At 31.3% G+C, this 15,980-nt stretch carries 13 protein-coding genes; all 13 read left to right on the top strand.

All coding sequences use genetic code 11. The annotated features are described in order from the left end of the window. The first annotated feature begins 21 nt into the window (after positions 1 to 21). The 13 genes from ANCC_RS13630 to ANCC_RS13570 all read left to right on the top strand — a co-directional run bounded on the left by ANCC_RS13630 (position 22) and on the right by ANCC_RS13570 (position 15,911). Positions 22 to 1,239 (top strand): O-antigen ligase family protein, encoded by a 1,218-nt coding sequence (locus ANCC_RS13630; RefSeq protein WP_006565717.1) that lies wholly within the window; start codon positions 22 to 24, stop codon positions 1,237 to 1,239. 36 nt (positions 1,240 to 1,275) lie between these two features. After that, on the top strand, positions 1,276 to 1,905 hold the full coding sequence (locus ANCC_RS13625; protein ID WP_006565716.1) for a CatB-related O-acetyltransferase: 630 nt from the start codon (positions 1,276 to 1,278) through the stop codon (positions 1,903 to 1,905). A 60-nt stretch (positions 1,906 to 1,965) separates the two neighbouring features. Beyond that, positions 1,966 to 3,057: a DegT/DnrJ/EryC1/StrS family aminotransferase gene (locus ANCC_RS13620; RefSeq protein WP_006565715.1), complete on the top strand. Its 1,092-nt coding sequence runs from the start codon at positions 1,966 to 1,968 to the stop codon at positions 3,055 to 3,057. 416 nt (positions 3,058 to 3,473) lie between these two features. Beyond that, positions 3,474 to 3,899: a sugar 3,4-ketoisomerase gene (locus ANCC_RS13615; RefSeq protein ID WP_006565714.1), complete on the top strand. Its 426-nt coding sequence runs from the start codon at positions 3,474 to 3,476 to the stop codon at positions 3,897 to 3,899. Further along, positions 3,892 to 4,797: a glycosyltransferase family protein gene (locus ANCC_RS13610; RefSeq protein ID WP_006565713.1), complete on the top strand. Its 906-nt coding sequence runs from the start codon at positions 3,892 to 3,894 to the stop codon at positions 4,795 to 4,797. Before ANCC_RS13615 ends, ANCC_RS13610 begins: the two co-directional genes overlap by 8 nt. A gap of 3 nt (positions 4,798 to 4,800) precedes the next feature. After that, positions 4,801 to 6,288 (top strand): hypothetical protein, encoded by a 1,488-nt coding sequence (locus ANCC_RS13605; protein WP_006565712.1) that lies wholly within the window; start codon positions 4,801 to 4,803, stop codon positions 6,286 to 6,288. A gap of 14 nt (positions 6,289 to 6,302) precedes the next feature. Continuing rightward, positions 6,303 to 7,739: a lipopolysaccharide biosynthesis protein gene (locus ANCC_RS13600; RefSeq protein ID WP_006565711.1), complete on the top strand. Its 1,437-nt coding sequence runs from the start codon at positions 6,303 to 6,305 to the stop codon at positions 7,737 to 7,739. Positions 7,740 to 7,752: 13 nt separating this feature from the next. Beyond that, positions 7,753 to 9,486, top strand: a complete 1,734-nt coding sequence (gene menD / locus ANCC_RS13595) for a 2-succinyl-5-enolpyruvyl-6-hydroxy-3-cyclohexene-1-carboxylate synthase (RefSeq protein ID WP_006565710.1) — start codon at positions 7,753 to 7,755, stop codon at positions 9,484 to 9,486. 23 nt (positions 9,487 to 9,509) lie between these two features. Then, a complete protein-coding gene (locus ANCC_RS13590) occupies positions 9,510 to 10,343 on the top strand; it encodes an SDR family NAD(P)-dependent oxidoreductase (protein WP_050754270.1) in 834 nt (277 codons plus the stop codon). A gap of 231 nt (positions 10,344 to 10,574) precedes the next feature. Further along, positions 10,575 to 11,006, top strand: coding sequence for an FAD synthase family protein (locus tag ANCC_RS13585; RefSeq protein ID WP_039946149.1), 432 nt, complete (start codon positions 10,575 to 10,577; stop codon positions 11,004 to 11,006). A gap of 551 nt (positions 11,007 to 11,557) precedes the next feature. Further along, a complete protein-coding gene (locus tag ANCC_RS13580) occupies positions 11,558 to 12,787 on the top strand; it encodes an O-antigen ligase family protein (RefSeq protein ID WP_006565706.1) in 1,230 nt (409 codons plus the stop codon). A gap of 152 nt (positions 12,788 to 12,939) precedes the next feature. Then, positions 12,940 to 13,896: a glycosyltransferase family 2 protein gene (locus tag ANCC_RS13575; RefSeq protein ID WP_233458294.1), complete on the top strand. Its 957-nt coding sequence runs from the start codon at positions 12,940 to 12,942 to the stop codon at positions 13,894 to 13,896. Continuing rightward, positions 13,893 to 15,911, top strand: coding sequence for a hypothetical protein (locus ANCC_RS13570; protein ID WP_006565704.1), 2,019 nt, complete (start codon positions 13,893 to 13,895; stop codon positions 15,909 to 15,911). Before ANCC_RS13575 ends, ANCC_RS13570 begins: the two co-directional genes overlap by 4 nt. Positions 15,912 to 15,980 lie beyond the last annotated feature (69 nt).

Below are 15,980 nucleotides of genomic sequence, written 5' to 3'. Positions count from 1 at the left end.
TCCTTTATCTGGAGAAATATAATGAAAGTTTCATCGACATTAAATTTAAGAAAATTTAATACAGCAATTTTGTTTGTCTTATTATTGTTTATTACTTGTTTAGACTCGATTTCAGATAACATTCTTCTAAACCTCTTTTTTAAACATGTAGATGAACTTATTACTATTATCCTATTATGTTATATTATTTGTAATTATAGGATAGTATTCAAAAAAAAGAGTTTTGTATTATGCATCGCCTTTGGTTTCTTACTGATTGGGTTTATATCCAGTTGCATATACCACTATCAACCAGTAATTCCTATGCTTATCGACGCATTTCTTTTGACATCTAGGTTTTTAATTGGATATTTAGCAGTAATAATTTATGCGTCAAAAAAGAATAAAAACATTTCTGGAGGGCTGACAAGAATTGTTAAATTCATAACCCTGATATTGTTTTTGCTTACATTGCATGATCTTGTATTGTCTCCCTTCTTCCCTAAAAGTGATTATCGTTACTTTATGTACGGCCTGCAGTTAATGTTTCCTCATGCAACCTATTTAGCTTCAAGTGCTGCTGTTTTATTGATATATTTGGGCTATAATAACAGAAATGGACAGAATTTGAAATATATGCTTATGGCTACGTTTTTTGGGGTTGCAACGCTGAGAGGAAAAGCGCTGGGATTCTTTGCAGTTTATTGGTTTGTCTATATTATTATAAAATATGTTAAAAGTAAAAATTATTACTTTACATATTTTTTAGGTATAATAGGAACGGCGTTCATTGCCAGGGATCAATTGACAGCTTATTTTGGTTCTATAGATTTATATTCCCCCAGACTTATATTATTTAAAGATGGCCTAAAATTAATGTTAAGCCATTTTCCATTTGGTACTGGATATGCTACTTTTGGATCTTCTATTGCAGTTAATTATTATTCACCATTGTATGTTGCATTGAAGTATCCGTATAATTGGGGGATGAGCCCTTCCTACAGCGCATTTTTATCAGATTTATTTTGGCCAACAATTTTTTCTCAATTTGGGATTCTGGGCTTAATTTTATTTTTATTCATCATCATATATTTTTTAAAATTATCAATGAGAAAAATGAGATTAAACAAAAATGCAGGATTTGCTATGTTAATGACTATCGTTTACTTGTTAATTACGTCTATTGCCGAATCCAGTTTTTTTAATCCAACAGCATTATTATTTTTTATGTTGTTTGCAGTCTATGAGAAAGAGATGTAATCCAGAGACTTTTATAATATATCAAGGAGAGAAACAGTGTTTGTTAGCATATTAAATAGACTAAAATTGATCCAGTTTAGGAAGACATGGAGAAAATATAATTCACATAATACAACAATTGCGGCCAATCAGTTTGACGTTGGAGCCGTTTGTGTCGGAAAAAATACTTATGGAGCAATCCGTGTATTAAACTGGGGAAAAGATGAACATTTAAAGATTGGAAATTATTGTTCGATAGCTCAAGAGGTAATGTTTATTTTAAACGCAGATCATTTTACACAGAATATATCGACTTTCCCGTTTAAAGTTAAATGTTTAGGACAGCAGCGTGAAGGTATATCAAAAGGTGATATTATTATCGATGATGATGTATGGATAGGTTATCGGGTGATTATAATGTCTGGTGTTCACGTCGGACAGGGGGCAATTATTGCAGCAGGGGCTGTTGTGACTAAAGATATACCTCCTTATGCAATTGTAGGAGGGGTTCCTGCAAAAATTATTAAATTTCGTTTCTCTAAGAATATAATTGAAAAACTCTTGGAGATTGATTACAAAAAAATCAATGATGGGTTTATTAATAGAAATATAAGACATTTTTATGAAACTATTGAAAATGTAGAACAACTGAGTTGGCTAGATACCGAAGAAATTTTAAAAAATTAAAATTATTGCAGTTTGATAGAGGATCGGTCAAGGGATTTGAGAGAAAGGATTATAAAATTGATGGAAATAATGCCTAATCGTATGGACAGAGGATTTTTTAAATATCAAAACGAATTTGAAGCTAAGGCTCTAGAGGTATTGCGGTCTGGCTGGTATGTGTTAGGAAAGGAAGTCAAATCTTTTGAGGAAGAGTTTGCAGCATTTACTGGAGCAAAATATTGTGTAAGCCTTGCTAGTGGTTTGGATGCGCTATGGATTGCTTTTAGAATTCTTGGTATTGGCGCTGGAGATGAGGTGATCGTTCAAGGTAATACCTATATTGCCAGTATAATGGGGATTACCATCAATGGTGCAACGCCTGTTTTTGTAGAGCCAGATGAAAGTTTTGGAATAGATACAGAAAAAATAGAAGAAAAAATTACTTCAAGGACAAAAGCAGTTTTAGTGGTGCATCTGTATGGGATGGCCTCCAGAATGGATAAAATAGTACAAATATGCCAAAAGCATAATTTAAGACTAGTTGAAGATTGTGCACAAGCACATGGAGCATGTTTTGAAGGAAAAATGACAGGAACCTTTGGTGATGTCGGATGTTTTTCTTTTTATCCATCTAAAAATCTTGGTGCTTTTGGAGATGCCGGAGCTGTTGTGGTAAACGATGAACAACTTGCAAAAGATTTTAGGATTTTTAGAAATTATGGAAGTGAAAAACGTTATTATAACAAGACTGTTGGCGCAAACTCAAGGTTAGATGAAATACAAGCAGGATTATTAAGAGTTCGATTATCTCATATCCAGGAATTAACAGAAGAAAAAAATATGATAGCAGCAAGATATAGTACAGAAATTCAAAATTCAAAATTCAGTCTGCCTTTACTCGTAAAAGGAGCAACCTGTGTATGGCATCAATATGTAATTCGATGTCATAAACGAGATGATTTGATGAATTACCTGAATGAAAAGGGTATAGGAACAATTATTCATTATCCAATTCCTCCGCATTTATCAGAGGCATATCAGTATCTTGGATACAAACATGGTTCATTGCCGATAACTGAAAACTTTGCTGATACAGTACTTTCAATGCCAATGTATAATGGGATGAAAACCGAAGAACAATCCTATGTAATTGATGCTCTCAATTCGTTTTGAGCAGATGGAAATCAGTGCGGACTTGGCGTAAGAATGTTGATATCAGTAATACTAATACAAGCATAAATCCAGGCTTTGAGGATGGAAAGATCACAGCAGGTTTTACGAAGGACTTTTAAATATAGATAGATTCTTCTGTGAAGATTGCAGAAACTGGCCATCCGGCGAAATCGAGTTGATTTGGGATAAGATAAGTTTACGAGCTACGGTAATATGTCATTTATTGGTGCCTTGACGGATACCCTATAAAAATATACGGGGTTGTAATACGCAGCCCTTCCACTTCACCTCCTCAGATTCTATAGCATATAGCAATCTATAAAAGGGGGGATAATATAAAGGTACGAAAGGAAGATGAAGTTTGAAATGTTTCATAACCCTATCAGTGCCTTTCGAAGAAAGGCGGTTTATAAAATATGTCTATAAAAGAAAAATGTCCAATAATACATTTTGATGATTTAGGTGACGAAAGAGGAAAGTTAGTTGTTATAGAAGGTGGAAAAGGGATACCTTTTGATATACAAAGAGTATTTTATATTTACGAATCCGACTCAATGGTTGTTAGAGGACAACATGCAAATAAAGAGTCAGAATTTGTTCTAATTAATGTATCTGGAAAAAGCAAGGTCAGAATTACAGATGGAAAAGAAGAGTTTGTCGTTGAATTAAATAAACCAATGATGGGGGTATATATTCCAACAATGATTTGGAAAGATATGTATGATTTCTCGTCTGATTCAGTACTACTGGTGCTTGCAAGTACTCACTACAATAGTAAAGAATATATACGTGATTATGATGACTATTTAAAAATCATGGGGGAAGAGGAAAACAATGAGTAAACCGCTATTATCTTTGTGTATGCCGACAAATGGGGTTGTCGAATGGGTTTTTCCAGTTTTAGAAAGTATATATAAACAAGGTTGTGATAATTCGTTATTTGAAGTTGTAATTACTGATAATGGGAACAATATTGAATTTAAAAGATTAATTAAAAAATATGCCTCTGAGCATGACAATATCCTTTATGCGGAAACAAAGGTGCTTCCATTTCATAATGAAATTGAATCTTATAAAAGAGCTTCCGGTGAATTAATTAAATTTGTCAATCACCGCACACTTTTGATTGATGGGACATTACAAATACTAATAGACTTTATCGACAGACACAAAGAAAAAAAACCTATTATTTATTATTCTAATGGGGTATTGATGCTTGAGCGAAAAGAAAATATGTTTAAAACATTTGATGAATTTGTATGTAATTTATCATATTGGTCTTCTTGGTCCACAGGCATGACAATATGGAAAAGTGATTTTGAAAAACTGCCCGTTGATATATCTAATTTTAATGAGTTATTTCCTCATATGGATGTTCTTTTCGCAGAGAAAGAAAGAGAAAATTATATTATTGATAATAGAAAGATCTTTAATGAATTGCCGGTGAATGGAATATCTAAGGCAAAGTATGATTTATTTTATGCTTTTTGCGTAGAATATTTGGCAATTATTTTGAAATTATTGATAAATGGAGATATTAAAACTTCTACATTTTTAACTATTAAAAATGATAATCTTATATTTATTAGTAGGTTATATTTAAATTTTGTAATAAGGAAAAACCCCTGTTCCTATGATCTTTCAAGTTTAAAAAATTCAATAAAAGTATTTTATAGCAGAAAAGAACTATTTTTTGCAGTTTTCAAATTATCTTTAAATAAAATAAAAAGGAAGGGGTAGAATATGGCTATTTTCGTTTTTTCACAAAATGTTAAACTTGATAGTTTAAAAAAATATGCTGATTTAAAAGAAGATAAGAATGTTATTATTACTACTCATTTTTTGTTTGAGAATGAAAGAAAATTCCTGGAATCGTTGTTCGTAAATATTGATTTTTATACTTTTGCAGATTTTTTGTCTGATACAGAAATGGAGAAAATAGATTTAGAATCTTATTCTTCTAGTAGTATACCATATGAAGAGTATCTAAAAAATATAAAAAAGAAGAAAAATATTTTGGTTATTTCAAAAGTTGTTTCTCAATTTCAGAAAGGGAAAAAATATATATTTTCTGATGACTTAGGAATAGAGTTAAAAGCATGGGAAAGAATGGGGTTTAAGTTTCTGGAATGCGATTATTATTATCACTCCGAAGCATTAACATTTAAACAAAAGATTAAGCTGAGATTAAAAAAAATACGTTTATTGAGAAAATTAAAATCATTAGTAATAAAAAGAACTTTTATACATCAACCTAATGAAGTGAGTGTAGCGTATTATAAAGGTCACAAATATGTTTTTTTAGGAAAAATGAATAGAATAGACTATAGATTGAGCATACCATTTAAACCTTCTGAAGAAGAATGTCATAGATTAAACAAAGGAGAATTTGAAACGAAGCAGTTTTGTACTTACATGACAACTTGGCATGAACATGGGAAGTGTAATGTACCAGATGAAGATAAATATGAAGTTCGATGGGCTCAAGATGGCTATCTTCCCCCAAATTATTCTCATAAAGATTATTTTTTTAAACCTAATAATGTCAAGTACTTTTGTTGGGATATATTAGGGACTCAATTGTTCAAAAATCAGGGGTTACCATATGAGATGATACCTTTTAGAAATAAACTATATTTACCAGAGCCCAAATTTCCAATGAATGTAAAAAATGTGTTAATAGTTGCATCGGGTTCCGGTGATTGGACAGCGTTAAAAAATAGATCTGATGATGACATTATGGTTGATGCTTTTGTTCAAATGGCTAGAAGATTTCCTAATATCCATTTTATATACAGATGCCATCCTACTTGGATTCATCCACAAAATGTGGGTGTAAATGCGATAAATAGAGTACATAATTATTTTGAATGGTTAGGATTAGAAAATTTAACATTATCAAGCAATATGCCTATTCCAGATGATGGAAAGGAATTTCGGTTCTCCTTTTCGAGAAGTACTCTTGATGAAGACCTGACAACTGCTGACTTTGTATTTGGTGAACATTCTATATCAATGATTGATGCTGCTTTTAAAGGGATACCTTTTAGTTCAGTCAATCTTACAAAGAGAAGAAATTTTTTTGTTGGAATAAATAATTTAGGATTTCCTTCATGCAGTACAATTGATGACATAGCAAGTATGATCGATCTTGCGAATACTGTTGAATTCAAAAATACTTATTTAAAAGCAGTAATGAACTATAATAATATGACAAAGACAGATAAATAGATCGAGGTTCTTTCATGAATATATTGCTGAGGAAATATAATAATCTTTCAAAACCAATTAAAGCGGCATTATGGTTTACTATTTCAAATGTATTACTGAAGGGGATTTCTTTTATAACGTTACCTTTATTCACTAGGATGATGTCTACAGAGGAGTATGGAATTTTATCTTTGTATCAATCTTGGGTTCTTCTCGTCACTATTACTATTACAATGAATGTATGGACAGGCAGTTTTAATGTCGGTCTATCAAAAAATATCGAAAAAAAAGATGAGTATGCCGCTGCCGCACAGGGATTGGGTATTACAATTTCTGTAATCTTTTTGGTTCTGTCGTTAGTGAATATTAAAAAGATATCGGGTTTTTTTGGATTAACTCAGATAATTACTTTGGCAGTGTTTCTGCAAGTTCTCTTTGAAATACCAATTAATGTATGGTCTCAAAAAATGAGATTTGATTATTCGTATAAAAAAGTAGTTTTAGTATCTGTGCTTACGGCTATTATTAATCCCATTATTGGTTATTTTTTAGTGCTATATTCTACGAATAAAGCTGATGCTAGAATTCTTAGTTTATTAGGAGTACAAATCTTTTTTGGTTTAGTGTTAGGCATTAGCAATTTGGCAAAGGGTAAGAAATTCTATGACAAGTCAATTTGGAGATATATATTTACATTTAATATGGTTTTGATTCCACATTATTTATCTTACCAGATTTTAAATCAGTCAGATAGGGTCATGATATCGAAAATGTGCAGCAATTCGGATGCTGCAATGTATAGCGTTGCCTATAATTTCTCAATGTTAATTACTCTTGTTACAAGTGGAATTGAAGCTGTTATTACTCCGTTTACTTTTAAAAGGATGAGAGATGGTAAAACTGATAAATTAAAAAAAGTTGTTAATATAGCAGTTGTTATTGTTGCTTTAGGTTGTATATTACTTATGTGCTTTATACCAGATGTATTTAGATTAATGATGACCGAGGCTTATTATCCATCTCTTTCTATTATACCTATAGTCTCATCTGCGGCATTTTTTCAGTTTTTATATCCTATTTTTAGTAATGTCGAATTATTTTATGAACAAAAAAAATATATTACATTTGCGTCATGTTTTGGTGCTGCAATAAATGTAATTCTTAATTATATTTTCATACAATTGTTTGGGTATATTGCAGCTGCTTATACGACTCTAGTATGTTTTATTTTATTCTGCATAATGCATTTTATTTTTATGAATAAAGTGCTCAGAGAGAATAAGAGTAAACCAGTTTATGATATTAAATTTATTTTACTGATATCTATATTTTTGCTGATAAGTTCATTTATAATTCTAATATTATATTCAAATTCAATAGCAAGATATATTGTGATAAGTGTCATTTTAATGCTGTTAGTTTTTAATAGAAAGAAATTAATGGATCTTTATGAAAAGAACTTAAAAAGTTAAAAAGGAGATTTTTATGTATTCAAACGAAAAAAGTGTTCAAATACTTTTAAAGCTTCTCAAAGAGTATAAAATTAAAGATGTTGTATTATCCCCAGGTGGTTCAAATGCACCTATTGTAAAATCATTTGAATACGATAAAGAGTTCAATTGTTATTCAGTGGTTGATGAAAGAAATGCTGCATATGTTGCTTTAGGAATGGCACAGCAGTTGAGGAGGCCAGTGGCTTGCGTATGTACTGCTGGGACTGCAGTAAGTAATTATTTGCCTGGAATAACAGAAGCTTTTTATCAAAATGTACCGGTTGTTGCGATTACATCGGATGGATTGTCATCTCTGCTTGATCAACTAGAACTTCAAAAAATTGATCAAGTAGGGATTTTCAAAGGTTGTATTAAAAAAGAGGTTGCACTTCCGGCTGTTAAAACAGAAATGGATGAGTGGTATTGTAATCGTTTAGTAAATGAAGCTTTATTAGAATTAAATCATCATGGTACAGGTCCAGTACATATCAACATTCCTATTACATTATCTTTGGAATGCAGTGAGAAGGTACTTCCAAAACAAAGAATAATTGAACGACATACTATTTCAAACACAGACTTTTCTACATTTTCAAGTTATTTAAGGAATAAGAAAATTATGATAGTTGTTGGAGAAAACTTAAATATAAAAGAAACACAGATAAAATTATTTAATTCTTTTTTTGAAAAGTATGATTGCTTTTACTCAGTAGAAGCTGTTTCTAATTTGAACTGTAACGGATGCGTAATTACTTATCCGATAACAGAGACAGAATATGCGTTTAAGAGACCTGAATTAATACCTGATATAGTGATATCCCTAGGAAATTTTGTTGCAACTTACAAACTCAAAGAGATATTGAGAATGTATAATAAGAAAATTGAAAATTGGCTTGTTTCAGATTCTGGATGTGTAAGAGATCCTTATTTTTCTTTAACAAATATCTTTGAAGGAAATTTTGTTGAGTTTTTTCAAAAATTAACGTGTGTTGATTTTAGTGAAGCAAATCATGAATATTATAAGAAATGGAATAATGCGGCCAGTTCTATAAATTTGGGTGATTTAAAATTTTCAAGCTTAAGTATTGCAAGAGAACTCTCAAAGAGCATTCCTGATTATTCAATTCTTCATACAGCTATTTTAAACAGTACGAGGATCACTCAATTTTTTGATTTTAATAAGACTGTTAAGTACTACAGCAATCTAGGTGCTTTAGGAATTGATGGATGTCTCGCTACATTCATCGGTCATTCATTAGTGACAGAAAACTTGTCTTTCCTTTTAATAGGAGATTTGAGTTTCTTTTATGGAATGAATGGAATAAGCATTCGAGGTATAAAAAATAATGTAAGAATAATTTTATTAAATAATGGCGGTGGAGAAGAGTTTAAAATTAAGTTGCCATATACTGGTATGGATAAATTTGTATGTGCGCAAAATAAAAGAACTGCTAAAGGATGGGTAGAATCACTTGGATTTGAATACTTTTCAGCTGCCAGCAATGATGAGGTTAGAGATGCTCTTTCAATTTTTGCGCAAGAATCAGAAACACCGTTATTTCTAGAGATATTTATAGATATTGATGAAGATTCTGAATTAATACGTGATATTTATGCTTCGAATACAAATAATCATTCTACAGCATCTGTATCTCTGAAAAAAGGTATCACTAAACTATTACCAAGTGATGTTAAAGATAAAATTAAAAATATATTAAACCCGTGAAATAAAATGATGGGAGAGTTACAGTGAATTTAATTCGTAGATTATTTAGAAAGATTAAAAATATGTTTTCCCAAAAGGAGATAATACCTATTTATCAACCTGTAGATACAAATAAAATTCTTCAGAATAAAGTGATTTTGATAACTGGTGGGACTGGTGGCATTGGGTTTGCAATTGCAAAGCAGGCAGTTGCCAGCGGGGCAAAAGTTATATTATGTGGGACCAATGTAGCTAAATTAAATAAGCTATCTTTGGAGTTGGGAGAAAATGCAAAAAGTTATAATTTTGATCTAAGTAGCTTAGATGATGTTGAAAATATATTGAGAGAGATTACTTCGATTTTTCCTGAAAATCGCATTGATATTCTTGTTAATTCAGCTGGTATTCATGGAGAATTAAACTTCCTTAATGAAAGTGTCGAGGAATTCGATAAAGTAATGAATATTAATGTAAAAGCAACTTATTTTATCAGTCAAGCAGTAGCAAAGCAAATGATTGAAAAAGGGATTAAAGGGCATATATTAAACGTCTCTTCGTCATCTGCTTTAAGACCTGCTTCAACTCCATATCAAATATCTAAATGGGCAGTTAATGGAATTACGAAAGGATTGGCTGATGTCCTCTTACCATATGGTATTATTGTTAATGCCATTGCTCCAGGTCCAACGGCTACTTCAATGGTTAAGGATGTTAATAATAAAAATCTTTATTTTGAACACCAGCCATCTCACAGATATGCGACTCCTGAAGAAATTGCAAATTTGGCCATTTTTATGTTAAGCGATATGGGAAATATGATTGTTGGTGACACTTACTACATAAGTGGCGGTAGTGGTACAATATCCTATCACCGTTAGATAGACCTGTTTTTAAAATTTAATTCTTATAATGCTTTTTATATTAAATTACATAAGTGTAATTTGGGCTTAAATTTTGAAAACTTCTATAAATAGTATTTAATAGGCTTGGAATCTTTTCATAGACATGGATTAAAAGGAAGAAATACCATTTCACAGTATCTCCAAAATTATGGTATCAGTCCCTGGAGAGGGCTTATAAACACTACAACTTATTACGAGGAAGAGAAAATGAAAAATTATAAAATAGGATATACAACAGGAGTATATGACATGTTTCACATTGGACATCTTAATATTCTTAAAAGAGCTAAAGAACAATGTGATTATTTAATTGTTGGTGTGAGTACTGATGAAGTTGTTAAAAGCTACAAGAATAAAACGCCAATTATTCCATTTGAAGAAAGAATTGCTATAGTACAAGAGCTAAAATGTGTTGACGAAGCAGTTCCACAAAAAAATATGAATAAAATGGAGGCATGGAAAAATCTTCATTTTGATGCTCTGTTTCATGGATCAGATTGGAAGGGTAGCGATATGTACAATAAAATGATCGATGAATTTGCTCAAGTAGGTGTTGATGTTGTGTTTTTACCACATACAGAAGGAGTATCATCGACATTACTATCAGAAGTATTGCATAAAATAAATTGTGACATATAACTTAATATAATAATATAAAAAATTGAGAAGAAATGAAATCTTTTGATGAAAGATAGAAAGAATCAAAAAATAAGAAAAGAGGGTGGAGAAATAAAGAGGTAGACAAGGTTTTCAGAGTGAATAAAAAAATGTTCATCTTGTAAAAACGTTGTGGCTGATGTTCAAAGGGGTAACAGGTATAAGATGTTTGTGAATTTAGGTGAGGTAATTCAATGATTTCATAAACGCCGCTGGCAAGCTATTTAACAGAAAACTTATAAGGGGTGGAATTTAAATATTCTATGTAATCTGGTTATTTAAGAAATAAATAACTGATTTACCACAGGTAGTAGAATTAAAAAATATATGTTATTATAGAACAAAAAGAAAATATTGTTATTAAATGTATTCTTTTGATGAATATCATGATAATAGTAGAATATTTATATAAAATAGGGAAATTTAGAGACTTAGTGGAAACTGGTATCTTAGCAGAGGATTATTATAAACTAATTCAAACGAATCATTATTGGGATGAATATGAAAATTAATAGGTTAAATAGGGGTGACTAATGAAGCATAAAAATGTACTAGATAAGATCATTATTTTAATATTAAAAGTTTTTGTAATTTCGGCGTTAATTTTACCGGTCTTAACAACTAAAGCAAAAAACCCCGAATTAGACGGCTATTATTCCAGATTTATATTAACTAATTTTTTTGCCCTGCTGGGTATAATAATAATTTTATTGACAGCTTTACCATATAAACGGTTTATGTCTCGATTTTTATTTGGAGGATTTTTGTTATTTGCTATTTGTCTGTGTTATAATATTTTATATTTAAATAATTTGGAAGTTATTCAATTTTCTTGGGCTTGTTGGAACACAACAATTAGCTTCGCATTATTAATAACACTTTTGTTAGTGAAAACTAAAGAAATATTTGAACAAGGAAATATAATTCGATATACAATTTGGGCAATAATTGTAACTAATGTTATAGGTGTTTCTTTTTATTTAAAAGGTTATTTGTCCTTACATATATATAATTTTAAACTTGTTTTAACGAAAATCGATCCTAATTACTATGAAAAACGTTTTAACTGGATTTATTTCTATAAATGCCAGTATTCCTGTATGCTGCTGTTATTTATAGGATTATTTGTAGTCCATAAAAAGAAGTTTCGTAATAAGCTTACCTATCTGCTGAGTCTTGTAACGTTGTTCTGCTGTTTGCTCATTGCTCATACAAACACTTCTACAGTTTGCGCTGTATTTATTTTAGCAGCTGATTTTGTTGACTATCTGTTTGCTAATAAAAGATATCTATTTACTAAAATTACATTATTGGTGATGTCTTCTCTAGGAGCAGCAAAATTGATCTTGAGTTGGATAGCTCAAGAAAGAGATCTGAGTAATTTAGGTTCCAGAATTCCAATCTGGAAAATGGCAATAGAAAAAATTAAAGAAAATCCACGAGGATTAGGGAATCGTTTTGCTTTAAATCCTAAGGATTGGTTACAAATTGCACCTACATGGAAAACAAATAATTGTCATAATATTTTTTTAAATGAGATGCTTAGATTTTCGATACCGGTTGGGTTCTGTTATTTAGGCTTTTTTTTGGCAAGCTGTGTCTATTCGTTGATGAAAAAATTTTCTTTTTTAAGACTAAGTATCTGGATATCTTTTTTTATTGCAGTTTCTATGGATTACTCAGTTCAGACTCCGGAATTATCCATGGTTATGTTTATGATTTATTGTATTTTTTTCTTTCCTTTAGAAGAAGTGGAGGAATAAGAAAGATAAAGTATTTTAGAGAAAAGAACATTGGGCTTTTTAGAAGTTACAAGATTTCATTGAGGTTATCAAACGATAAAATAGAATATTATCTGATATAAAATATCTCAATAAATATAACTACTTTGTTTTTACTTAAGGAGGATGTAAAAGTGAAACTATATATTGTAGTACCCTGTTATAATGAAGAGGAAGTACTTCCGGAGACATCATCAAGACTGCAAGAAAAAATGCAGTTTCTAATGCAGAATCAGCAGATTTCTGAGAATAGTCACGTCATCTTTGTAGACGATGGATCCAAAGATAAGACATGGGCTATGATTGAAGAATTGCATCATAGGAATTCATTATTTTCCGGCATTAAGCTGTCTAAAAATAGAGGACACCAAAATGCTCTTCTAGCAGGATTAAATTTCGCGGCAGAGCATGCTGATGCAGCTGTCTCTATGGATGCTGACCTGCAGGATGATATTAACGCTGTTGATGAGATGATCAAAAAATACAATGAAGGTTGTGATATTGTATATGGAGTGCGTAGTACGAGAGATAAAGATACATTCTTCAAAAAGTTTACGGCCGAAACTTTTTATAAGGTATTAAGGCGTTTAGGAGGCGAGATCATCTACAATCATGCGGACTATCGATTGATGAGTAAACGTGCATTAAAAGGACTTGCTGAATTTAAAGAAGTAAATTTATTTCTGCGCGGAATTGTACCTATGATCGGATATAAATCGGACACTGTTGCCTATGAGAGAGGGGAGCGATTTGCCGGAGAAAGTAAGTACCCGCTGAAAAAAATGTTATCCTTTGCTTTTGAGGGAATCACCTCTTTGAGCATAAAGCCGGTTCGTTTAATATTTGATTTTGGAGTTGCTATATCTGGAATCAGTGTCATTGTATTGCTATATTTTTTAGCACAATATTTTATGGGAAATACAGTTAGCGGGTGGACTAGCCTGATTATGTCTATATGGCTTCTGGGAGGATTTCAGTTAATGGCCATAGGGATTATTGGGGAATATATCGGAAAAGTTTATCTGGAAACAAAGGCGAGGCCACGGTTTATTAATGAAGTTATATTAAATAACGATGGAGAGAGTAAATGAAGCTGAAAAAGTTAGTATATTCTGCTCCCTTAATTTGGTTATCTATTTTCTTGGTTTACCTGCTTTTAAGTTTTCCATTTATAGTTTTAAATAAAGAAATTGGAAGTATTTCTATTGCTATGCGTGTAGCAGCCTTATTTTTAAGCTTTTCTTTGCTTATTTTTGTTTGGATTGGTTTTACTAAATCTAAACTAATTGAAAAAAACTATTTTGTGTTGATATTCCTGGGGATAGCAGTTATCTTACAGCTCATAATTGTATTTTATTTAAAAATACAGCCGACCAACGATTTATTATATCTGCACGATGAAGCGATTTCCATAGTTAAACATAAGCATGAAATTTCTTTGACCAATTTTAGAAATTATTTTGCACAATATCCAAATAATTATGGTTATCTAGCTGTTATCTATACATGGTATAAAATAGTAACTTTCTTGGGAATAGGTACTAAATACTTGGTTGCAGCCGGCAACGTTTTAAACATCCTAATGATTAATGGTGGAATTTTATTGGGGTATTATGTAATCAGGGTTTTAAAGACTTGTAGACTGGCAAATTTATTTCTATTCTTTTTTCTGTTAAATCCATGGACTTACTTATCTGTACCATATTATTATACACATACAGCATCGTTTTTTATCTTAATGTTAGTAATAGCCTGTATGCTTATAATTAAAAAGGCAAATAGTGGTTGGAAGAAAATTATCTTTTGTATATTGGAAGGATTTATATTATACTGGGGAATCAAAGTTCGTATAACAAACATCTTTCCGATTATTGCTTTGATTTTTGTTTTTTTTGTATTCGGAGACAAAAGTAATATAAATTTACGAAAAATAATTTTTTCAGGTGCTCTGATGTTATGTGGGATCCTGGCTGGAGGCTGCTTCTTTCAGGGTGCCTTTGGAGACATAATGCCTAAAAATAATAAAAACTCTTTTCCAATTACCCATTGGCTAATGATGGCCTCTCATGGTGATGGGCGATTTAACAGGGAGGATGTTTGGTTTACATCTAGTTTTAAGACAAAGAAAGAAAAACAAGATGCAAATATTAAGAGGATTATAAAAAACTATCAAAAGGCAGGAATTAGGGGTACCGCAAAATTAGTGGGAATCAAGCTGCGGTCAGTATGGCTGATTGGAGATGATGACGCAAGTAAAATGTTAGTCAGTGCACCTGATTATACTCGGCTGCATGACTTTATCTCTGGTCCGGACAATGGAGGGCTTCTGATGTATTGCTATCTGTTTAGGAGCCTTACTTTGTTATTTATGCTGCTTAATGTTCTATATTTGTTGAAAAAGCCTGATTCGTGGAACTACCTAATTGCACTGATTTTATTAGGAGCTATGGTATTTCATTGTGTATGGGAGGCTAATCCTAAATATAGTATTTGTTTTATGGGATTGATGGCTTACTCAGCGATTATGGGATATGACGGCTGGAAAAATAAGAAGGATAATAAATTGTCGTTTTCTAAAAAATCATTAATAATTTATCTTGTTTGCGCAGTATGTGTGGCAGTTATGCTAAATATTCGTTATGACATTTTTAGTATCCGGTCTCATAAAAATAATAAATATTATGCAGCTGCCCAGATGAAAGGATCTCATACTAGGGAAATCACTGCGCAGAGAGGGGATATTTTAAGCCAAACATTCCAAACGTCAAGAGATTTTAATACCATAGACCTGAATATTTTATTTTCTAAAGGAAAATTCCAGATTAGGTTACTGGATGAAAGAGGACAGATCCTTCAAAAAAAGGAAATTTATCCAAACACAGATGAAAGTCATTTTACCTGGAAGTTACTTAAAGGTGTTATGCCAAAAGGACAAAAAGGATACTGCATATCTGTGATTTGTTTATCCAATGGTTCACAGCTGAGAGTACCTGTTTATCAAACAGGAAATTATGATGCGTATCCAAAAGGAAATATGATTTGGAGAGGAAGGGAATTTAAAAATACTGATATTATCTTTGGCGTATATCAAAGAAATAGGAAATAGGTGCAGAAAATTCATATAATAATAAAATAGAAAAGGTTAAACCCTGCTGCAAAGAAAATTTTGTTAGCA

The organism is Anaerostipes caccae L1-92 (assembly GCF_014467075.1).
GTDB lineage: Bacteria > Bacillota > Clostridia > Lachnospirales > Lachnospiraceae > Anaerostipes > Anaerostipes caccae.
The sequence above is the reverse complement of the archived record's forward strand: the minus strand, read 5'-3'. Positions and strand labels throughout refer to the sequence as shown.

Excerpts from the sequence above, each read along its gene's own strand:
- ANCC_RS13570 (WP_006565704.1), top strand. The coding sequence starts at position 13,893 with ATGAAGCTGAAAAAGTTAGTATATTCTGCTCCCTTAATTTGGTTATCT.
- ANCC_RS13585 (WP_039946149.1), top strand. The coding sequence starts at position 10,575 with ATGAAAAATTATAAAATAGGATATACAACAGGAGTATATGACATGTTT.
- ANCC_RS13620 (WP_006565715.1), top strand. The coding sequence starts at position 1,966 with ATGGAAATAATGCCTAATCGTATGGACAGAGGATTTTTTAAATATCAA.
- ANCC_RS13605 (WP_006565712.1), top strand. The coding sequence starts at position 4,801 with ATGGCTATTTTCGTTTTTTCACAAAATGTTAAACTTGATAGTTTAAAA.
- ANCC_RS13610 (WP_006565713.1), top strand. The coding sequence starts at position 3,892 with ATGAGTAAACCGCTATTATCTTTGTGTATGCCGACAAATGGGGTTGTC.
- ANCC_RS13615 (WP_006565714.1), top strand. The coding sequence starts at position 3,474 with ATGTCTATAAAAGAAAAATGTCCAATAATACATTTTGATGATTTAGGT.
- ANCC_RS13580 (WP_006565706.1), top strand. The coding sequence starts at position 11,558 with ATGAAGCATAAAAATGTACTAGATAAGATCATTATTTTAATATTAAAA.
- menD (WP_006565710.1), top strand. The coding sequence starts at position 7,753 with ATGTATTCAAACGAAAAAAGTGTTCAAATACTTTTAAAGCTTCTCAAA.
- ANCC_RS13630 (WP_006565717.1), top strand. The coding sequence starts at position 22 with ATGAAAGTTTCATCGACATTAAATTTAAGAAAATTTAATACAGCAATT.
- ANCC_RS13600 (WP_006565711.1), top strand. The coding sequence starts at position 6,303 with ATGAATATATTGCTGAGGAAATATAATAATCTTTCAAAACCAATTAAA.